The sequence below is a fragment of the Achromobacter animicus genome (genome assembly GCF_902859585.1).
Taxonomy (GTDB): Bacteria; Pseudomonadota; Gammaproteobacteria; order Burkholderiales; family Burkholderiaceae_B; genus Achromobacter; species Achromobacter animicus.
Map to the genome: position 1 here is coordinate 994,236 of NZ_CADIJM010000001.1, position 14,873 is coordinate 1,009,108.

17 protein-coding genes are annotated in these 14,873 nt (G+C 66.9%); 4 read left to right on the plus strand and 13 right to left on the minus strand.

What is annotated here, in order from left to right:
- Positions 1-8: 8 nt before the first annotated feature.
- The 3 genes from holB to mltG are packed head-to-tail and all read right to left on the minus strand — an operon-like array spanning position 9 to position 2,775.
- The gene (gene holB, locus HV681_RS04530; protein WP_175121901.1) at positions 9-1,058 is read right to left on the minus strand and encodes a DNA polymerase III subunit delta'; all 1,050 of its coding nucleotides are present in this window, start codon (positions 1,056-1,058) and stop codon (positions 9-11) included.
- A complete protein-coding gene (tmk, locus tag HV681_RS04535) occupies positions 1,055-1,678 on the minus strand; it encodes a dTMP kinase (protein WP_175121902.1) in 624 nt (207 codons plus the stop codon). The genes holB and tmk overlap by 4 nt, the downstream gene beginning before the upstream one ends.
- On the minus strand, positions 1,675-2,775 hold the full coding sequence (gene mltG, locus HV681_RS04540) for an endolytic transglycosylase MltG (RefSeq protein WP_376784685.1): 1,101 nt from the start codon (positions 2,773-2,775) through the stop codon (positions 1,675-1,677). Before mltG ends, tmk begins: the two co-directional genes overlap by 4 nt.
- Before the next feature lie 159 nt (positions 2,776-2,934).
- On the opposite strand from mltG, the gene ygfZ reads away from it, so the two are divergent.
- Positions 2,935-3,933 (plus strand): CAF17-like 4Fe-4S cluster assembly/insertion protein YgfZ, encoded by a 999-nt coding sequence (ygfZ, locus tag HV681_RS04545; RefSeq protein ID WP_175121904.1) that lies wholly within the window; start codon positions 2,935-2,937, stop codon positions 3,931-3,933.
- Between the two features lie 53 nt (positions 3,934-3,986).
- Here the strand turns inward: ygfZ and HV681_RS04550 are convergent, their stop codons facing one another.
- From HV681_RS04550 to HV681_RS04580, 7 genes are all read right to left on the minus strand, one after another.
- Positions 3,987-4,676, minus strand: a complete 690-nt coding sequence (locus HV681_RS04550; protein WP_175121905.1) for a VIT1/CCC1 transporter family protein — start codon at positions 4,674-4,676, stop codon at positions 3,987-3,989.
- 89 nt (positions 4,677-4,765) lie between these two features.
- Complete coding sequence (locus HV681_RS04555; RefSeq protein WP_175121906.1) at positions 4,766-5,203, minus strand: PaaI family thioesterase; 438 nt, start codon at positions 5,201-5,203, stop codon at positions 4,766-4,768.
- Between the two features lies 1 nt (position 5,204).
- A complete protein-coding gene (gene mmsB, locus HV681_RS04560) occupies positions 5,205-6,095 on the minus strand; it encodes a 3-hydroxyisobutyrate dehydrogenase (RefSeq protein WP_175121907.1) in 891 nt (296 codons plus the stop codon).
- Between the two features lie 124 nt (positions 6,096-6,219).
- On the minus strand, positions 6,220-7,395 hold the full coding sequence (locus HV681_RS04565; protein ID WP_175121908.1) for an enoyl-CoA hydratase/isomerase family protein: 1,176 nt from the start codon (positions 7,393-7,395) through the stop codon (positions 6,220-6,222).
- On the minus strand, positions 7,392-8,546 hold the full coding sequence (locus HV681_RS04570; protein ID WP_175121909.1) for an acyl-CoA dehydrogenase family protein: 1,155 nt from the start codon (positions 8,544-8,546) through the stop codon (positions 7,392-7,394). The genes HV681_RS04565 and HV681_RS04570 overlap by 4 nt, the downstream gene beginning before the upstream one ends.
- Before the next feature lie 261 nt (positions 8,547-8,807).
- Positions 8,808-9,155 carry an RnfH family protein gene (locus HV681_RS04575; protein ID WP_175121910.1) on the minus strand — a complete coding sequence of 116 codons (348 nt, stop codon included), beginning with the start codon at positions 9,153-9,155 and terminating at the stop codon, positions 8,808-8,810.
- Positions 9,145-9,579 (minus strand): type II toxin-antitoxin system RatA family toxin, encoded by a 435-nt coding sequence (locus tag HV681_RS04580; RefSeq protein ID WP_175121911.1) that lies wholly within the window; start codon positions 9,577-9,579, stop codon positions 9,145-9,147. Before HV681_RS04580 ends, HV681_RS04575 begins: the two co-directional genes overlap by 11 nt.
- A 137-nt stretch (positions 9,580-9,716) precedes the next feature.
- On the opposite strand from HV681_RS04580, the gene smpB reads away from it, so the two are divergent.
- Positions 9,717-10,226: an SsrA-binding protein SmpB gene (smpB, locus tag HV681_RS04585; protein ID WP_224776897.1), complete on the plus strand. Its 510-nt coding sequence runs from the start codon at positions 9,717-9,719 to the stop codon at positions 10,224-10,226.
- 1 nt (position 10,227) lies between these two features.
- Here smpB and HV681_RS04590 read toward each other — a convergent pair whose 3' ends face one another.
- From HV681_RS04590 to HV681_RS04600, 3 genes are all read right to left on the minus strand, one after another.
- Positions 10,228-11,415 carry a GGDEF domain-containing protein gene (locus HV681_RS04590; RefSeq protein WP_175121912.1) on the minus strand — a complete coding sequence of 396 codons (1,188 nt, stop codon included), beginning with the start codon at positions 11,413-11,415 and terminating at the stop codon, positions 10,228-10,230.
- 26 nt (positions 11,416-11,441) lie between these two features.
- Complete coding sequence (locus tag HV681_RS04595) at positions 11,442-12,368, minus strand: SPFH domain-containing protein (protein WP_008167745.1); 927 nt, start codon at positions 12,366-12,368, stop codon at positions 11,442-11,444.
- Between the two features lie 96 nt (positions 12,369-12,464).
- Positions 12,465-12,896, minus strand: coding sequence for an NfeD family protein (locus HV681_RS04600; protein WP_175121913.1), 432 nt, complete (start codon positions 12,894-12,896; stop codon positions 12,465-12,467).
- Between the two features lie 171 nt (positions 12,897-13,067).
- Between HV681_RS04600 and HV681_RS04605 the strand changes: the two genes are divergently transcribed.
- Together HV681_RS04605 and HV681_RS04610 are read left to right on the plus strand one after the other, a co-directional pair.
- The gene (locus HV681_RS04605; RefSeq protein ID WP_175121914.1) at positions 13,068-13,808 is read left to right on the plus strand and encodes a glutamine amidotransferase; all 741 of its coding nucleotides are present in this window, start codon (positions 13,068-13,070) and stop codon (positions 13,806-13,808) included.
- A 136-nt stretch (positions 13,809-13,944) separates the two neighbouring features.
- On the plus strand, positions 13,945-14,790 hold the full coding sequence (locus tag HV681_RS04610; RefSeq protein ID WP_175121915.1) for a bifunctional transcriptional activator/DNA repair enzyme AdaA: 846 nt from the start codon (positions 13,945-13,947) through the stop codon (positions 14,788-14,790).
- Positions 14,791-14,873 lie beyond the last annotated feature (83 nt).

Below are 14,873 nucleotides of genomic sequence, written 5' to 3' on the forward strand. Positions count from 1 at the left end.
GGTAGGGCTTACGCCTGGCAGGATAGCACCACGCGTTGCAGGGTGGCGTGGGCGAAAAGCTTGGCGTTCAGGGGGTGCGTGGCCAGCGCGCGCTGGCGCGTCAGCCAGCGGGCCGATTCGGCCACGCGGGCGGGATTGATACGGGCGGCAACCTGCGCCACACCGGCTTGCAGCGACGGGAAATAGCGCACCGGCGCGCCCGCGCTGGCCAGCATCAGATCGGTGTAGAGCCGTTGCAAGGCATCGATCCATTCAGCCGCCGCCACCTTTTCCAGGGATTCGGCCAGCGTGCCGACATCGGGCGTCTGGCACTTGGACAACGGATTGACCAACTGGCCCAGCCACGCCGGACAGGCGGATTCGCCCGACTGCGCCAACCGCAATGCCGCCAGCGGCGCGCCGCCTGCGGCAGCCAGCCATTCGCGCGCCGGTTCCACGTTCTGGTCGCGCAACCATTGCAGCGCCGTATCCGCATCGGGCGCGGGCAGCGGCAGCCGGCGGCAGCGCGACACCAGCGTGGGCAGCAACCGGTCCGGCGCGTCCGCGACCAGCAGGAAGACGGTATGGGGAGGCGGTTCTTCCAGCACCTTGAGCAAGGCGTTGGATGACACGACGTTCAGCGCATGGGCGGGATACAGCAGCGCCACGCGCCAGCCGCCACGGTGCGTGGCGGTGTTGAACCAGGATTCCAGCGAGCGGATCTGGTCGATACGGATTTCCTTGGAGGGCGCGCGCTTGGCGGCGCCCGCCGCCGGCTCGGCGTCTTCGGCCTGTTCGGCCGCGTCCGCGCCCTCTTCCACGGCCACCGCCTCGGGGCGGATACGGCGCAGGTCCGGGTGATTGCCGCTGGCGAACCAGTTGCAGGCCGCGCAGTGGCCGCACGCCAGCCCGTTCTCGGGCGTCTCGCACAGCAGGCTGGCTGCCGCCGCGATGGCGAAATCCAGCTTGCCGATGCCGGCCAGCCCGTGCACCAGCCAGGCATGCGCGAACCGGTCACGATTGCCCAGCCACGCACGGGCCGTCTCCATCTGCCAGGGGTGGAACTGGGGCGCGCTCATGCAGGAACGGCCAGCAGCTCGCGCAGGCCCGCCTCGAGGTCTGCGCGGATCTGAGCAATGGAACGGGTGGAATCGACGACTCGGATGCGGTCGGGATCGGCCTTGGCGCGGGCATGGTAGGCCTCGCGGGTGCGCTCGAAGAACGCCGCGCCTTCGCGTTCGAAGCGGTCGGGCTCGCGCGCATCGGCCAGCCGCGCCCGCGCGACTTCAAGCGGCACGTCGAACAGCCAGGTCCGATCGGGACGGCCGGCGCGCATCCAGTCTTCCAGGACCGCCACGCGCTCGGCGCCCAGGCCGCGGCCGCCGCCCTGATAGGCGTAGCTGGCGTCGGTGTAGCGGTCGCAGACGACCCACGCGCCGCGCGCAATCGCCGGCTCAATGACCTGGCGGGCGTGTTCGCAACGGGCGGCAAACATCAGCAGCGTTTCGGTGTCCAGCCCCATGGCATCGTTCAGCACCAGCGCGCGCAGTTTTTCGCCAAGCGGGGTGCCACCCGGCTCGCGGGTGGACACGACCTCAAGGCCCTGCCCCCGCAGGAAATCCGCGATCCAGTCCGTGTGCGTGCTTTTGCCCGCGCCGTCCACGCCCTCCAGCGTAATGAAGCGTCCGCGTGAGGTCATTGATCTTGTCCTTGTGCTGATTCGGGTTCGGGGTCGGCCGGCGCGGCGGCGGGCGCGGGAGTTGGCGTAGGCGTGGGTGCGGGCGTGGCGCGCTGGCCCTGACCCAGAATGTAGCGGGCGACGTTGCGGTTGTGCTCGGACAGATTGGCCGAGAACTCGCTGGTGCCGTTGCCGCGCGAGACGAAATACAGGAACTTGTGCTGTTCAGGCTGCACGGCGGCCAGCAAGGCGGCGCGGCCCGGCGCGGCGATCGGCGTGGGCGGCAGGCCCGGACGCGTGTAGGTGTTCCAGGGCGTGTCGGTCTGCAGGTCGCGCTTGCGGATGCGGCCCTGGTAGGCCTCGCCCATGCCGTAGATCACGGTCGGGTCGGTCTGCAGCAACATGCCGATCTTCAGCCGGTTGGTGAACACGCCCGACACGCGCCGGCGCTCCGGACCGTGGCCGGTTTCTTTCTCGATGATCGACGCCAGGACCAGCGCTTCATAGGGCGTGGCGACGGCCACGTCGGATTGGCGCTTGTCCCAGGTGTCGTTCAGGATGCGCTGGCCTTCCTGGTAGGCGCGGCGCAGCAGGTCAAAGTCGGTGCTGCCCGGCGTGAAGATATAGGTGTCGGGGAAGAACAGGCCTTCGGGGTGCTTGATGGTCGAGCCCAGCCGTTCCAACAAGTCTTCGTCGCTGACGCCGTCCAGCGTCTGCTTGACGTCCGGGTTGTCGCGCAGCGCCTGGCGGATCTGGCGATAGGTCCAGCCTTCCAGGAACGTGATCTGGCGCTGGGTCATGTCGCCGCGCGCCAGGCGTTCGAGCAGCAGCCACGGCGTATCGCCATTGATCGCCTGATAGCCGCCCGCCTTCATCAGCTTGTCGCGTTCAGACAGACGCGCCATCCACACGAAACCGGGCTCCCACATCGGCACGCCGGCCGCGTTGAGCGCGCGCGCGACAGTGCGCGGACTGCTGCCCGGATCAACCACGAAGTCAATCTTGTCGGCCGCCAGCGTCATCGGGCGGTGCATCCACATGTAGGCAGCGCCCACCGCGCCGCCAACGGCCAGAACGATGAGCAGCAGGAACCACAGGACGAAATTTCGGAGTCGCATCTTCATAAGTGTCGGAAGTTTAATGGATCGCGGGCCTTGCCCGGGACACAACCGGGGCCGGATGGCGCGACGCGCCCCTTTGCCCATCGGGGACATGGCAAGCCCGTGCCGGGATCGGGGCTATCATCAGCACTTTGATGACGCGATAACCCCGCCGCCATGCACGCCTATTACGCTTCGATTCCCGTCCGCGCCGAAGGTTGCGCCCAATGCGCCCCGCTGGAAGATCTGACGGTCTTCACCGCCGCCGGCGCCGACGCCCTCACCTTTCTGCACGGCCAGCTCACGCAGGACGTCACCGGTCTGACCCCGGACGCCGCCCGCCTGGCCGGCTATTGCACCGCCAAGGGCCGCCTGCTGGCCACGCTGGTCATGTGGCGCGGCGCGGGCGATGCCGATGACGCACCCCAGTTCTACGGCATGGTCCGGCAGGACCTGTCCCAGGCCCTCATCAAGCGCCTGTCCATGTTCGTGCTGCGCGCCAAGGTCAAGCTGGCCGCCGCGCCGCTGCACGTGGCCGGTGTGCAGGCCACCTCGGAACAGGCCGCCGCGCTGGAAGCCCTGACGGGCACGTTGCCGCGCGCCACCTGGCAGCGCGCGGACCTGCCGTCCGGCACGTGGATCGTCGCGCCGTCGGCCGACGACCGCCTGCGCTGGTGGTGGATCGCCTCGGACGCGCAGCTGGAACAATCCGGCGCGCTCACGCAGGCGCTGGGACTGGCGCCGGCCGCGCACTGGCATGCAGGAGACCTGGCGGCCGGCATTCCCTGGATTGCCGCCGCCACGCAGGATGTCTTCATTCCACAAACGGTCAATCTGGACCTGATCCAGGGCGTCAGCTTCACCAAGGGCTGTTATCCCGGCCAGGAAGTCGTGGCGCGCAGCCACTACCGGGGCACCGTCAAACGGCGCATGGCTTACGGCACCATTGCCGACGCCGGCCTGAAAGTCCCGGCGCTCGCGGGGGTGGATGTGTTCGACGCCGCGCAGCCCGGCGAAGCCATTGGCCGCGTGGTGCAGGCCGCCACCGACGCGGGTGTCGTGTCGGTGCTGTTCGAAACCACGCTGGCCGCGCTGCCCGAAGGCGATCTGCGTCTGGCCAGCGCCGACGGTCCCCGCATCGCGGCGGCGCCGCTGCCGTACTCGATCAATCCCTGATCTTCCGGGCCTGCTCGCGCTGATTTCCGCGCGCGCAGGCCTGGCGGCCATCGTCAGACCGCCACCCCGAACAACGCTCCCACACCGGCCGTCACGGCCATCGCCGCCGCGCCCAGCACGGTGACGCGCAACGCCGCGGGCAGTTTGGGTGCGCCGCCCGCCTTTGCGGCCATGGTGCCAAGCGCCGCCAGACAGCACACCGACGCGCCGATGACCCAGCCGATCAGGTGCGGTCCGGGCGACACCGCCGCCACCGCCAGCGGCACTGCGGCGCCGCCGGCGAACGACGCGGCCGACGCCAGCGCCGCCTGCACCGGTCGCGCACGGTTGTGCAGCGAGATGCCTAGTTCGTCGCGCGCGTGCGCGTCCAGCGCGTCGTGGCTGGTGAGCTGGCGCGCCACCTGTTCCGCCAGATCGCGCGTCAGCCCCCGGGCCACATAAATGTCCACCAGTTCGGCCAGCTCTTCGCCGGAATTGCGCTTGAGCGAGCGTTGTTCCATGCGCAGGTCGGCGGCTTCGGTGTCGGCCTGGGTGCGCACCGACACGTATTCGCCCGCCGCCATCGACAAGGCGCCGGCCACGAGGCCCGCCAGTCCGGAAGTCAGAATTGCGCCATGCGAGGCCTGGGCCGCGGCAACGCCGGTGATGAGGCTGGCTGTCGAGACGATGCCGTCGTTGGCGCCCAGCACCGCGGCGCGCAGCCAGTTGCTGCGGAAAATTCGATGATGTTCTTTTGCTGGCATTGCCGGAAAACCCATGCGAGGCGCGACAGACGCGAGGCGCGACAGACGCGAGGCGCGCCAGGCATGGCCCGGCGCGCCCCGCGCGGAGTTCATCGCGGCGTCACGCGTACCGCGGTCAGCAAGCCTATCACGCACAGCGTGGCGTGTTCGCCGTCGTAGGCATGCATTTCCACCTGGCAGACCGAAAGACGCTTGCCCGGCTTGACCACGCGCCCGCTCGCGACAAAACGATCACCCTTTGCGGGCGCCAGGAAGTTCATTTTGAACTCCGACGTCAGCACGTCCTCGCCCGGTCCGAACAGCGTGAACGCGGCATAGCCGCCCGCACTGTCGGCAATGGTGGTGGAAATGCCCGCGTGCAGAAAGCCGTTCTGCTGGCAAAGGTCGGCGCGGTAAGGCAGAACGATGTCCACCCTGCCCGGCTCGACCGTGTCCAGCTTGGCGCCCAGCAGCGCCATGATGCTTTGCTGGCTGAAACTGGCCTGGACCCGCGAGGCCGGGTCCACAGCGGCGTTGGACGGCGTCACGTCAGTCCTGCTCGCGCTTGACCAGGTTGACGATGCTGGAAAAGTCCAGCTTGCCGGAGCCGCCGCCGCTGTGCAGCGAATACAGATTGCGCGCCAGCTCGCCCAGCGGAATCGAGGCACGCGCCGACAGCGCCGCCTCGGCCGCCAGGCCCAGATCCTTGAGCATCAGGTCCACGCCGAAGCCGCCGGCATAGCCCTTGGACGCCGGCGCATGTTCCATGACGCCCGGCCACGGGTTGTAGAGTTCGGTCGCCCAGTTGCGTCCCGAGCTCTTGGCGATGATGTCCGACAGCACCTTGGGATCAAGACCGTTGGCCACGCCCAGCGCCAGCGCCTCGGACGTGCCGGCCATCAGGATGCCGAGCAGCATGTTGTTGCAGATCTTGGCCACCTGCCCCGCGCCTGCCGGGCCCGCATGGAAGATGTTCTTGCCCATTTTCTCGAGCACGGGTCGCGCGCGTTCCAGCGAGGCTTCGGCGCCGCCCACGATGAAGGTCAGCGTGCCCGCGGCCGCGCCGCCCGTGCCGCCCGAGACCGGCGCGTCGATCATGGCGATGCCGCGCGCCTCGGCCGCCTGGGCCACCTTGCGCGCCGAGTCGGGCGCTATCGTGCTGCATTCAATGACCAGCGCGCTCGAAGCGATCTTGCCGAGCAGATCCTGATCCAGGTACAGGCCCTCGACGTGCTTGCTGGCCGGCAGCATCGAGATCACGACTTCGGCCCCTTCGACCGCTTCCGACGCGGACGCCGCCGCCGTCGCGCCGGCGTCGGTCAGCAGCTTGATGGCCGCCGGCACCAGGTCGAACACCTTCAGGGTGTGGCCGGCCTTGACCAGGTTCAATGCCATGGGCGCGCCCATGTTGCCCAAACCGATAAACGCGATGCTGCTCATGATGTCTTGTCTCCTGTTGCTATTGCTGTAGGTATGGATTCATCGTGACCTGCGAAACTGCGTGACCTGCGTGACGGGCAGAAGCCAAGGGCCGGCTGGCGGGCCGGCCTCTATCAGCGACCAATCAGCGCCCTTCCTGCCCCAGATCGGCCAGCGGATGCGGCTCGCCCTCAGGCCAGGGTTCCTCAAAGAATTTCTGCACCCAGGCGTCGGTGGCCATGTCGATGACGGCCGGGTTCCAGCGCGGGTTCTTGTCCTTGTCGACCAGCAACGCGCGAATGCCCTCGGCAAAATCGCCATGCGCGGTGCATGCCAGCGCGGCGATGTACTCGACGCGGAACACGTCATCCAGCGACCGCAGGCGCGTGCGCTGCTGCAGCGCGAACGCCAGCCGCACCGATCCGGGCGAGCCCGCCAGCATGGTCTTGGCGGCGCGCGACAGCCACGGATCCTCGTGGTCCTTCAGGAAGGACAGTTCCTCGTAGATGTCGTCCAGCCGGTTGCCGTTGCACAGGTTGTTGACGACAAACGAGTGCTGGCGCAGCGGGCCGGGTTCCAGCGGCGTGGCCGGCTCAAGGGCGGTCAGTGCGCGGCGCAACAGGCCGTCGTTGATGGAGCGCGGCGGAATGGCGTCTTCGGCAGCGCCTGCGGCCTGCCCGGCCCACGGCTGCTGTTCCAGCGACGACAGCAGCGCGGGCCAGTCCGCGCTGTTCAGGCGGAAGTCCGCCAGCCCCGCAAAGAAGGCGTCGGACGTGTTCAACTGCGCGCCCGTCAGCGCCAGGAACACGCCGCTGCGGCCCGGCATACGGTTCAGCAGCCAGCTTCCGCCCACGTCCGGGAACAGCCCGATCGACACTTCCGGCATGGCCAGGCGGGAGGTCTCGCTGACGACGCGGTGGCTGGCGCCCATCATCAGGCCAATGCCGCCGCCCATGACGATGCCGTGGCCCCAGCACAGCACGGGCTTCGGATAGGTGTGGATGCGATAGTCCAGCCGGTATTCGCGTTCGAAGAAGGTGCGCGCGTAAGTGTTGCTCCAGCCGGACCTTCCCGCGTTCTCTTGCATGCTGCGGTAAAGGCCGTGCAGATCGCCGCCGGCGCAGAACGCCTTGTCGCCCGCGCCTTGCAGCACCACCAATGCCACACCGGGATCCCGCGCCCACGCGTCCAGACGGTCAGCCAGCAGGTCCACCATCTCGAGCGACAGACCGTTCAGTGTTTGCGGCGCATTCAGCGTCGCAATGCCGAAACGCATTCCATTGGCAGCGGATCTTTCTTCGAACAGCACCGGTGCATTCATCTTATGTCGGCTCCTTTTTCCAACAATTGGCGGGCAATGATCACGCGCATGATCTCGTTGGTGCCCTCCAGAATCTGATGAACGCGAGTATCGCGCACCAGACGCTCCAAGGGATAGTCTTTCAGGTAACCATAACCACCATGGATCTGTTGTGCGTCCAGGCAGATCTGGAAGCCCATGTCGGTGGCAAAGCGCTTGGCCATCGCGCAATAGGTGGACGCGTCCGCCGCGCCAGCGTCCAGCTTGCAGGCTGCAAGCCGCACCATCTGGCGCGCCGCGACCAGGTGGGTGGCCATGTCCGCGAGCTTGAATTGCAACGCCTGGAATTCCGCCAGACGGCGGTTGAACTGGCGGCGCTCATCCATGTAACGGCGGGCAGCGTCCAGCGCGCCTTGCGCGGCGCCTACCGAGCAGGTGCCGATATTGATCCGGCCGCCGTCCAGGCCCTTCATGGCGATCTTGAAGCCCTCGCCTTCCACGCCCAGCATGTTGGCGGCCGGCACGCGGACGTTTTCAAAGGTGATGGGGCGCGTGGACTGGCTGTTCCAGCCCATCTTCTCTTCCTTGCGGCCGTAGCCGATGCCCTCGCTGTCGGCCGGAATCGCGAAGGCGCTGATGCCCGCGGCGCCCTCGCCGCCGGTGCGGGCCATCACCACCAGCAGGTCGGTGTCGCCGCCTCCGGAGATGAAGGCCTTGGCCCCGTTGACGATGTAGCTGTCGCCGTCGCGCTGCGCCCGCGTGGCAAGCGATGCCGCGTCGGAACCGGCGCCCGGCTCGGTCAGGCAATAGGAGGCCAGCTTTTCCCCGCTGGCGAGCAGAGGACCCCAGGCGTCCCGCAGGCCCGGCTGGCCCCACTTGCCCACCATCCAGGTCGCCATGTTGTGTATCGTCAGGAACGCCGTGGTGGACGGATCCACCGCCGCCATTTCCTCGAACACCAGCGTGGCATCCAGTCGCGGCAGACCCAGGCCGCCGATATCTTCGCTGGCGTAGATTGCGCAAAAGCCCATTTCGCCCGCCCGGGCGAAGGCTTCGCGGGGGAAGATGCCCTCGGCATCCCAGCGCGCGGCGTGGGGAGCCAGTTCGCCCTCTGCGTAATCGCGCGCGGCCTGCGCAAACGCGCGCTGCTCGTCGGTCAGTTCCAAGTCCACAGCCTGTCTCCTGTTGTAGTCGGTATTGTCTGGTGGCGTTGCTGCCGTCTCGTGAACACCAGCCCGCCGATTTTGACATGACGTTGACGTAAACGTAAACGGACACCCGGCTTAATGTTACGCCCGAAGCGGCCGGGCGTTTTGTCTTATTGACGACAATGTGCGGAGACGGCCGCCGGCGACGGCCGCCAGCAGGGAAACAGGGCGACGCGCCACGGCGGTGTCACGCCTGGGTGGCGATCAGGGCGTCGGTGCAGCGCGCTACAGCAGCCCCGCCGGCCTGACGCGCCCATTGCGGGCGGTCTTGGTGCGGCGGTGCTCGGCGCGGCGACGGCGCGATTCCTTGGGGTCGAAGGTCAGCCCGCGATAGATTTCCACGCGGTCACCATCGGCCAGACGCGCGTGCGGCTCGGTGGCGCGGCCAAACACGCCCACGCCCCGTTCCCATGGTTTGACCACAGGAAACGCCTGCGCAAATCCGCTGGCGGCCAGCGCGTCTTCGACCGTCGCACCGTCAGGCAGGCGCACTTCCCGCTGCCACGCGTGGCCGGGCAAGGCGTAGCAGACGACCACGCCGATCTGCCCTGCCGCGGACGCCTCACTCGCCATACTTGGCCTGCGCGCGCTTGGTGAAGGAATCAATGAAGCTGGTCGCAATGCGGTTGAAGACCGGCCCCACCACCATTTCCAACGGCCGGTTCGAGAACGCATATTCCATGGTGAACAGGACCTTGCAGGCGTCTTCGGCCAGCGGCTGGAACACCCAATGGCCCACCAGGCTGGAGAACGGGCCATCCACGAGTTCCAGGTCGATCCGCTCGGGATAGACGTGGGTATTGCGCGTGGTGAAGCGTTGCTTCATGCCCGCAAAGGAAATCAGGATGGAGGCCTGCATGCCGTGTTCGTCGCGGCTCTGCACCTCGGCGCCGCCACACCACGGCATGAACTCGGGGTACTTCTCCACGTCGGCGACCAGGTCGAACATCTGGGCGGCGCTGTAAGGCACCAGGACGGATCGTTGTACTTTGTGCATCGACTATCGCAAATGGCTAGAATGGCAAGATTTTACCGGCACAGCGCTTCGTGGGCCTAAATGGGCCGAAACACTGGACCAGCACATCGCGCAGAATAACGAGCAATCCCCGTTCGCAACAACCCGCAATCGGCCGGATAGCCAGATTCGCAGAATCCCAGCAAGAAGGCTTTATGAGCATTATCGACAACCGCAAGGCCACGCACGACTATTTCATCGAAGACCGCTACGAGGCCGGCCTTGTCCTGCAAGGCTGGGAAGTCAAGGCGATCCGGGACGGCCGCGTGCAGCTCAAGGAAAGCTACGTCATCGTGCGCGATGGCGAACTGTTCCTGCTGGGCATGCACGTCAGCCCCCTGCCCACGGCCTCCACGCACATCCACCCGGACGCCATGCGCACGCGCAAGCTGCTGCTCAAGGCCGAAGAAATCAGCAAGCTCATCGGCAAGGTCGAGCAGCGCGGCTACACGCTGGTGCCGCTGAACCTGCACTACAAGAACGGCCGCATCAAGCTGGATTTCGCGCTGGGCCGCGGCAAGAAGCAGTTTGACAAGCGCGACACCGCGCGTGAAAAAGACTGGGCGCGCGAAAAAGAACGCATCATGAAGCACGACACCCGCGCCCCCCGCCGCAGCAAGGACGACTGATCTACGCGGCCACCGGCAGCGCCGGGCGCTCGGCCTCGTGGCCGGGGCCCACGATGCGGTTGCGCCCCGCCGACTTGGCCGCATAAAGCTTGCGGTCGGCCCGCTCAAACAGCACCTGCAGGTTCTCGCCGGGTATCCAGTCTTCCACACCCGCGCTGAACGTATACGAAATCGTGCTGCCACCGTGCGCGCACGGCGTGCGCCGCACAGAATCCAGCAGCCGCTCGGCCACCTCCAGCACCGCGTCGCTGCGCATGTCCGCAAACAGCACGCAGAACTCCTCGCCACCCACCCGGCCCACGTGATCGCCGGTACGCAGCGTAGCCGTTGCCAGCAGGCCAAAATGGCGCAGCACCGCATCGCCGGCTGCGTGGCCGTGCGTATCGTTGATGCGCTTGAAATGATCGATGTCCAGCAGCAGCAAGGTCAGCGGACGGCGCATACGCAGGGCCTGGGCGCAATAGCGCTCGGCCTGCAACCACCACGCCTTGCGCGACATCAGACCCGTCAGGAAGTCAGTACTGGCCTCTTGTTCGCGATCGGCCAGCATGCGGTCGTGGATGATCATGATGGTGCCCAGTGTCAGGCAAGGCATGATCAGCACCCCCAGCGTCAGGAACGCGACGCTCCACAAAGTGGGCTCCAGAAAGGCCGACACCATGTCCAGCTCGACCAGGTAAACCGCCGCACGAAGCGCGCACACCACGGCGGAGATCAGCGTCACCACCCACACGAAACGGTAGCTGTAGCGCGAGCGGTGCGCCGGCATGTTGCGCTGGACGACGATGGCCACGGCCAGCATGAAGCCCATCTGCAGCAGCGACATCGCCACGATGCGCGGCCCCACCTGCCAGTCCACGTACGTATAGACCGCCACGACCGACAGCGCGGCCACGCAGCCCAGCGTCATCAGATGCCGGGGCACCGTCAGCCCGAGCAGCCGGCGCACGCCCGCGTAGTACGCACAGAGGGCAAGCGCGATGGCCGTATTGGGCACCAGGATGGACGCCCACAGCGGCGCCTTGGTGTTCTGCAGCGCAAAAGTAGAAAACGCCAACAGCGTGAGCAGGTTGGCGCGGATAGTTTCGCGGATGCCGGCCATGCCGCTGCGCGCCAGCGACCCCAGCACGCAAAGGGAAAGCACTCCCGCCAGCGCTGCTATCAGAAGCAAATTAACGGGAGCGATCATGGGCGGGCGCGCCGCAAGGCGCGGTATCAGGTGTTGCGCGTGGACTTCACGATGGTCATGGCGGAGGCGATCATGCCGCCGACGTCGGACAGGTTGGCCGGCAGGATGAGCGTGTTGCCTTCCTTGGCCACGTTGCCGAACGCCTCGACGTAACGCTCGGCGACCTTCAGGTTCACGGCTTCCATGCCGCCCGGCTGGCGTACGGCATCGGCAACCTGCGTGATGGCCTTGGCGGTGGCTTCGGCGATCGCCAGCACCGCGGCGGCTTCGCCCTGCGCCTGGTTGATCTGCGCCTGCTTCTCGCCCTCGGAACGTGCAATGGCGGCTTCACGTTCGCCGGTGGCGATGTTGATCTGTTCCTGACGGCGGCCTTCGGAGGCGGCGATCAGCGCGCGCTTCTCGCGTTCGGCGGTGATCTGTGCCTGCATCGAGCGCAGGATTTCGTTGGGCGGCGTCAGGTCCTTGATTTCGTAGCGCAGCACCTTCACACCCCAGTTCAGCGCCGCCTCGTCCAGCGAAGAGACGATGTTGCTGTTGATGGAATCGCGCTCTTCAAAGGTGCGGTCCAGTTCCATCTTGCCGATGACCGAGCGCAGGGTCGTCTGGGCCAGCTGCGTGATCGCCGAAATGTAGTTGGACGAACCGTACGACGCGCGCATTGGGTCGGTGACCTGGAAGTACAGCACGCCGTCGACCTGAAGCTGCGTATTGTCGCGCGTGATGCAGACCTGGCTGGGCACGTCTAGCGGAATTTCCTTCAGCGAATGCTTGTAGGCCACGCGTTCGATAAAGGGAATCACGAATCCGGCGCCCGGCGACAGGACGCGGTCAAACTTGCCCAGCCGTTCGACCACCCAGGCATGCTGCTGCGGCACGATGGCGATCGCCTTGACGACGATCAGGATTGCCAGTGCAACGATGACGAGCAGCACGATGGTTGAAGTATCGATCATGGTGTGAAGCCTCTTTTCGAGTGGGTGCGCTGGCCTGCCCCGCCATGCCGGCCAGGGTTCCAGCGTTTGCCCGCGGCGCTGCGCGGGCGCGTTCTGCTATGTCGAGCCGCCGCGCTTGGGAGTAAGCACGAGGATCGAGCCGCGCAATTCAGTAATGGTGTGTTCGCCGGGCTGGGCGGCATGTCCCTTGGCCAGTTCAGCCTGCCAATGTGCGCCGCGGTACCAGACGCGCGTCGACCCGCTGTCGGACCAGGCCTCGACCGTGACGGTCTGGCCTATGTCCAAAATGACGTCGGCGTTGCGGGCCGAATTGACCTCGCGCTTTTTCAGTACCCGCGTTTTGCGCAGCACCACGAGTCCCAGCAGCAGCACGACGCCGCACGCCACCAGCTCCCATTGCAGGCCCGCATTCAGCCAGGCGGCAATACCGCCGGCGGCCAGACCCAAGGCGACCAGCAGCAAATAGAAGGTTCCTGTCGCCAGCTCACCGATGAGGGCCAGCGCGGCCAATCCCAGCCAAATCCACATAGTCTCGAGAATCGTCTGTAAGGATGAGTATCTGAGCGGATTGTACGTATTTCCGGGACGGAGCGGGAATTGCCGTGCGCCGACCAGAACATTTTCGCTGGATTATGATGTGCCCCTGGCGCGCCGGGTCGCGGGACCCCTCACGCCGCCCTTATTCATCCACACGCTTTTATGACCGCCGCAACTTCTTCTGCTCTCCCCGTCCTGATCCTGCATACCGGCGATCCGGACGACACGCTCAAAAGCCAGTTCGGCGGCTATGCCGAACAAATCATGCAGGCGGCCGGACTGACCCCCAGCGCCGTCGACATCGTCGCGGTCTACGAAGACCAGCGTCCGCAGGCGCCCTCCAGCTACCGCGCCGCTTTGATTACCGGTTCGCCCGCCATGGTCTCCGACAAGGAACCCTGGAGCGAAGACACCGCCGCCTGGCTGCGTGAGGCCCTGGAGGCCGGCCTGCCCATGTTTGGCGTCTGCTACGGCCATCAATTGCTGGCGCACGCGTTCGGCGGCAAGGTCGGCTACAACCCCGCCGGCCGCGAAGTCGGCACCCAGACCGTCGAATTGCTGCCGACGGCCGGCGGCGATCAGCTCATGGCCGGCGTGCCGACCACCTTTCCCGCCCAGATGCTGCACGCGCAGACCGTGCTGCAACTGCCCGCGGGCGCAGCCGTGCTGGCGCGCTCGGACCTGGACGAGCACCAGATGATCCGCATCGGCCGCAACGTCTTTTCCACCCAGTTCCACCCCGAGTTCGGCCCGGACTTCATCCGGGCCCACCTTGAACGCTATGGCCGCCGCTACGCAGCCGAAAACCTCGACGTGCCGGGGCTGTCCGCCAACGTGCGCGCGACGCCGGTGGCGGCCGGCCTGCTGCGCCGGTTCCTGGAAACCTACGCGCCCGGCGCCTGACGCCTGCGCCCGCGGCTCCGCCGGCAATGCGGAGACCGTCGGCAGGGACAGCCGCAACAAGCGGAGTGCGCAGGCCGGCCCGCCTTGAGACCATAGCGCCAAGCGTACGAAATCACGCAAGAGCCAGGAGTCCCTTATGAGCCCCGCCGCCGCCCCCTTGAGCAAACAGCACGCCGCCGCCGTGGAGCGCGCCTGCCGCGCCCTGGAAGCCGACCAGCCGCCCGATCTGTCGGCGCTGGCCGAACAGGCTGGCATGAGCCGGTTCCATTTCCACCGCATTTTCAAGGCCGCCACGGGCATCACGCCCAAGGCCTATGCCAACGCCCTGCGGGCCAGCCGCGCCCGCCAGCGCCTGGAAGACAGCGCCAGCGTCACCGACGCCATGTACGACGCCGGCTTCAATTCAAGCGGACGCTTCTACGAAGCCGCCCCCGCCATCCTGGGCATGACGCCCACCGCATTCCGCAAGAACGGCGAAGGCGTGGACATCCGGTTCGCGGTGGCGCAGTGCTCGCTAGGCGCGCTGCTGGTGGCCGCCAGCAGCACCGGCATCTGCGAAATCGCGCTGGACGAGGACCCGGACCGATTGGTCCAGAATCTGCAGGACCGCTTCCACGCCGCGAAACTGATCGGCGCCGACCCCCGGTTCGAAAGCTGGGTGGCGGACGTGGTCGGCTTTGTCGAAGATCCTTCGCGCGGCCTGGACCTGCCGCTGGACGTGCGCGGCACGGCATTCCAGCGCAAGGTCTGGGAGGCGCTGTGCGAGATCCCGCTCGGCGAAACCGCCACGTACTCCGAAGTGGCCGAACGCATCGGCGCACCCGCCGCTGTACGCGCCGTCGCCCGCGCCTGCGCCACCAACAACATCGCGCTGGCCATCCCCTGCCACCGCGTGGTGCGCACGGACGGATCGCTGGCGGGCTACCGCTGGGGCATTGACCGCAAGCGCGAATTGATCGCCCGCGAAGCCAAGGCAGCCTGATCCGGACCGGCCCGGCCTGCTCCAAACGCCGCGAGGCCACCTCGAAGGCCACCACTTTTTCAGGTAGGTGGAAGTGATCCTGA

Bases quoted from the DNA above. Each gene is read 5' to 3' on its own strand.
- holB (WP_175121901.1), bottom strand. From the start codon at position 1,058: ATGAGCGCGCCCCAGTTCCACCCCTGGCAGATGGAGACGGCCCGTGCG.
- tmk (WP_175121902.1), bottom strand. From the start codon at position 1,678: ATGACCTCACGCGGACGCTTCATTACGCTGGAGGGCGTGGACGGCGCG.
- mltG (WP_376784685.1), bottom strand. From the start codon at position 2,775: ATGCGACTCCGAAATTTCGTCCTGTGGTTCCTGCTGCTCATCGTTCTG.
- ygfZ (WP_175121904.1), top strand. From the start codon at position 2,935: ATGCACGCCTATTACGCTTCGATTCCCGTCCGCGCCGAAGGTTGCGCC.
- HV681_RS04550 (WP_175121905.1), bottom strand. From the start codon at position 4,676: ATGCCAGCAAAAGAACATCATCGAATTTTCCGCAGCAACTGGCTGCGC.
- mmsB (WP_175121907.1), bottom strand. From the start codon at position 6,095: ATGAGCAGCATCGCGTTTATCGGTTTGGGCAACATGGGCGCGCCCATG.
- HV681_RS04565 (WP_175121908.1), bottom strand. From the start codon at position 7,395: ATGAATGCACCGGTGCTGTTCGAAGAAAGATCCGCTGCCAATGGAATG.
- HV681_RS04575 (WP_175121910.1), bottom strand. From the start codon at position 9,155: ATGGCGAGTGAGGCGTCCGCGGCAGGGCAGATCGGCGTGGTCGTCTGC.
- HV681_RS04580 (WP_175121911.1), bottom strand. From the start codon at position 9,579: ATGCACAAAGTACAACGATCCGTCCTGGTGCCTTACAGCGCCGCCCAG.
- HV681_RS04590 (WP_175121912.1), bottom strand. From the start codon at position 11,415: ATGATCGCTCCCGTTAATTTGCTTCTGATAGCAGCGCTGGCGGGAGTG.
- HV681_RS04595 (WP_008167745.1), bottom strand. From the start codon at position 12,368: ATGATCGATACTTCAACCATCGTGCTGCTCGTCATCGTTGCACTGGCA.
- HV681_RS04600 (WP_175121913.1), bottom strand. From the start codon at position 12,896: ATGTGGATTTGGCTGGGATTGGCCGCGCTGGCCCTCATCGGTGAGCTG.
- HV681_RS04605 (WP_175121914.1), top strand. From the start codon at position 13,068: ATGACCGCCGCAACTTCTTCTGCTCTCCCCGTCCTGATCCTGCATACC.
- HV681_RS04610 (WP_175121915.1), top strand. From the start codon at position 13,945: ATGAGCCCCGCCGCCGCCCCCTTGAGCAAACAGCACGCCGCCGCCGTG.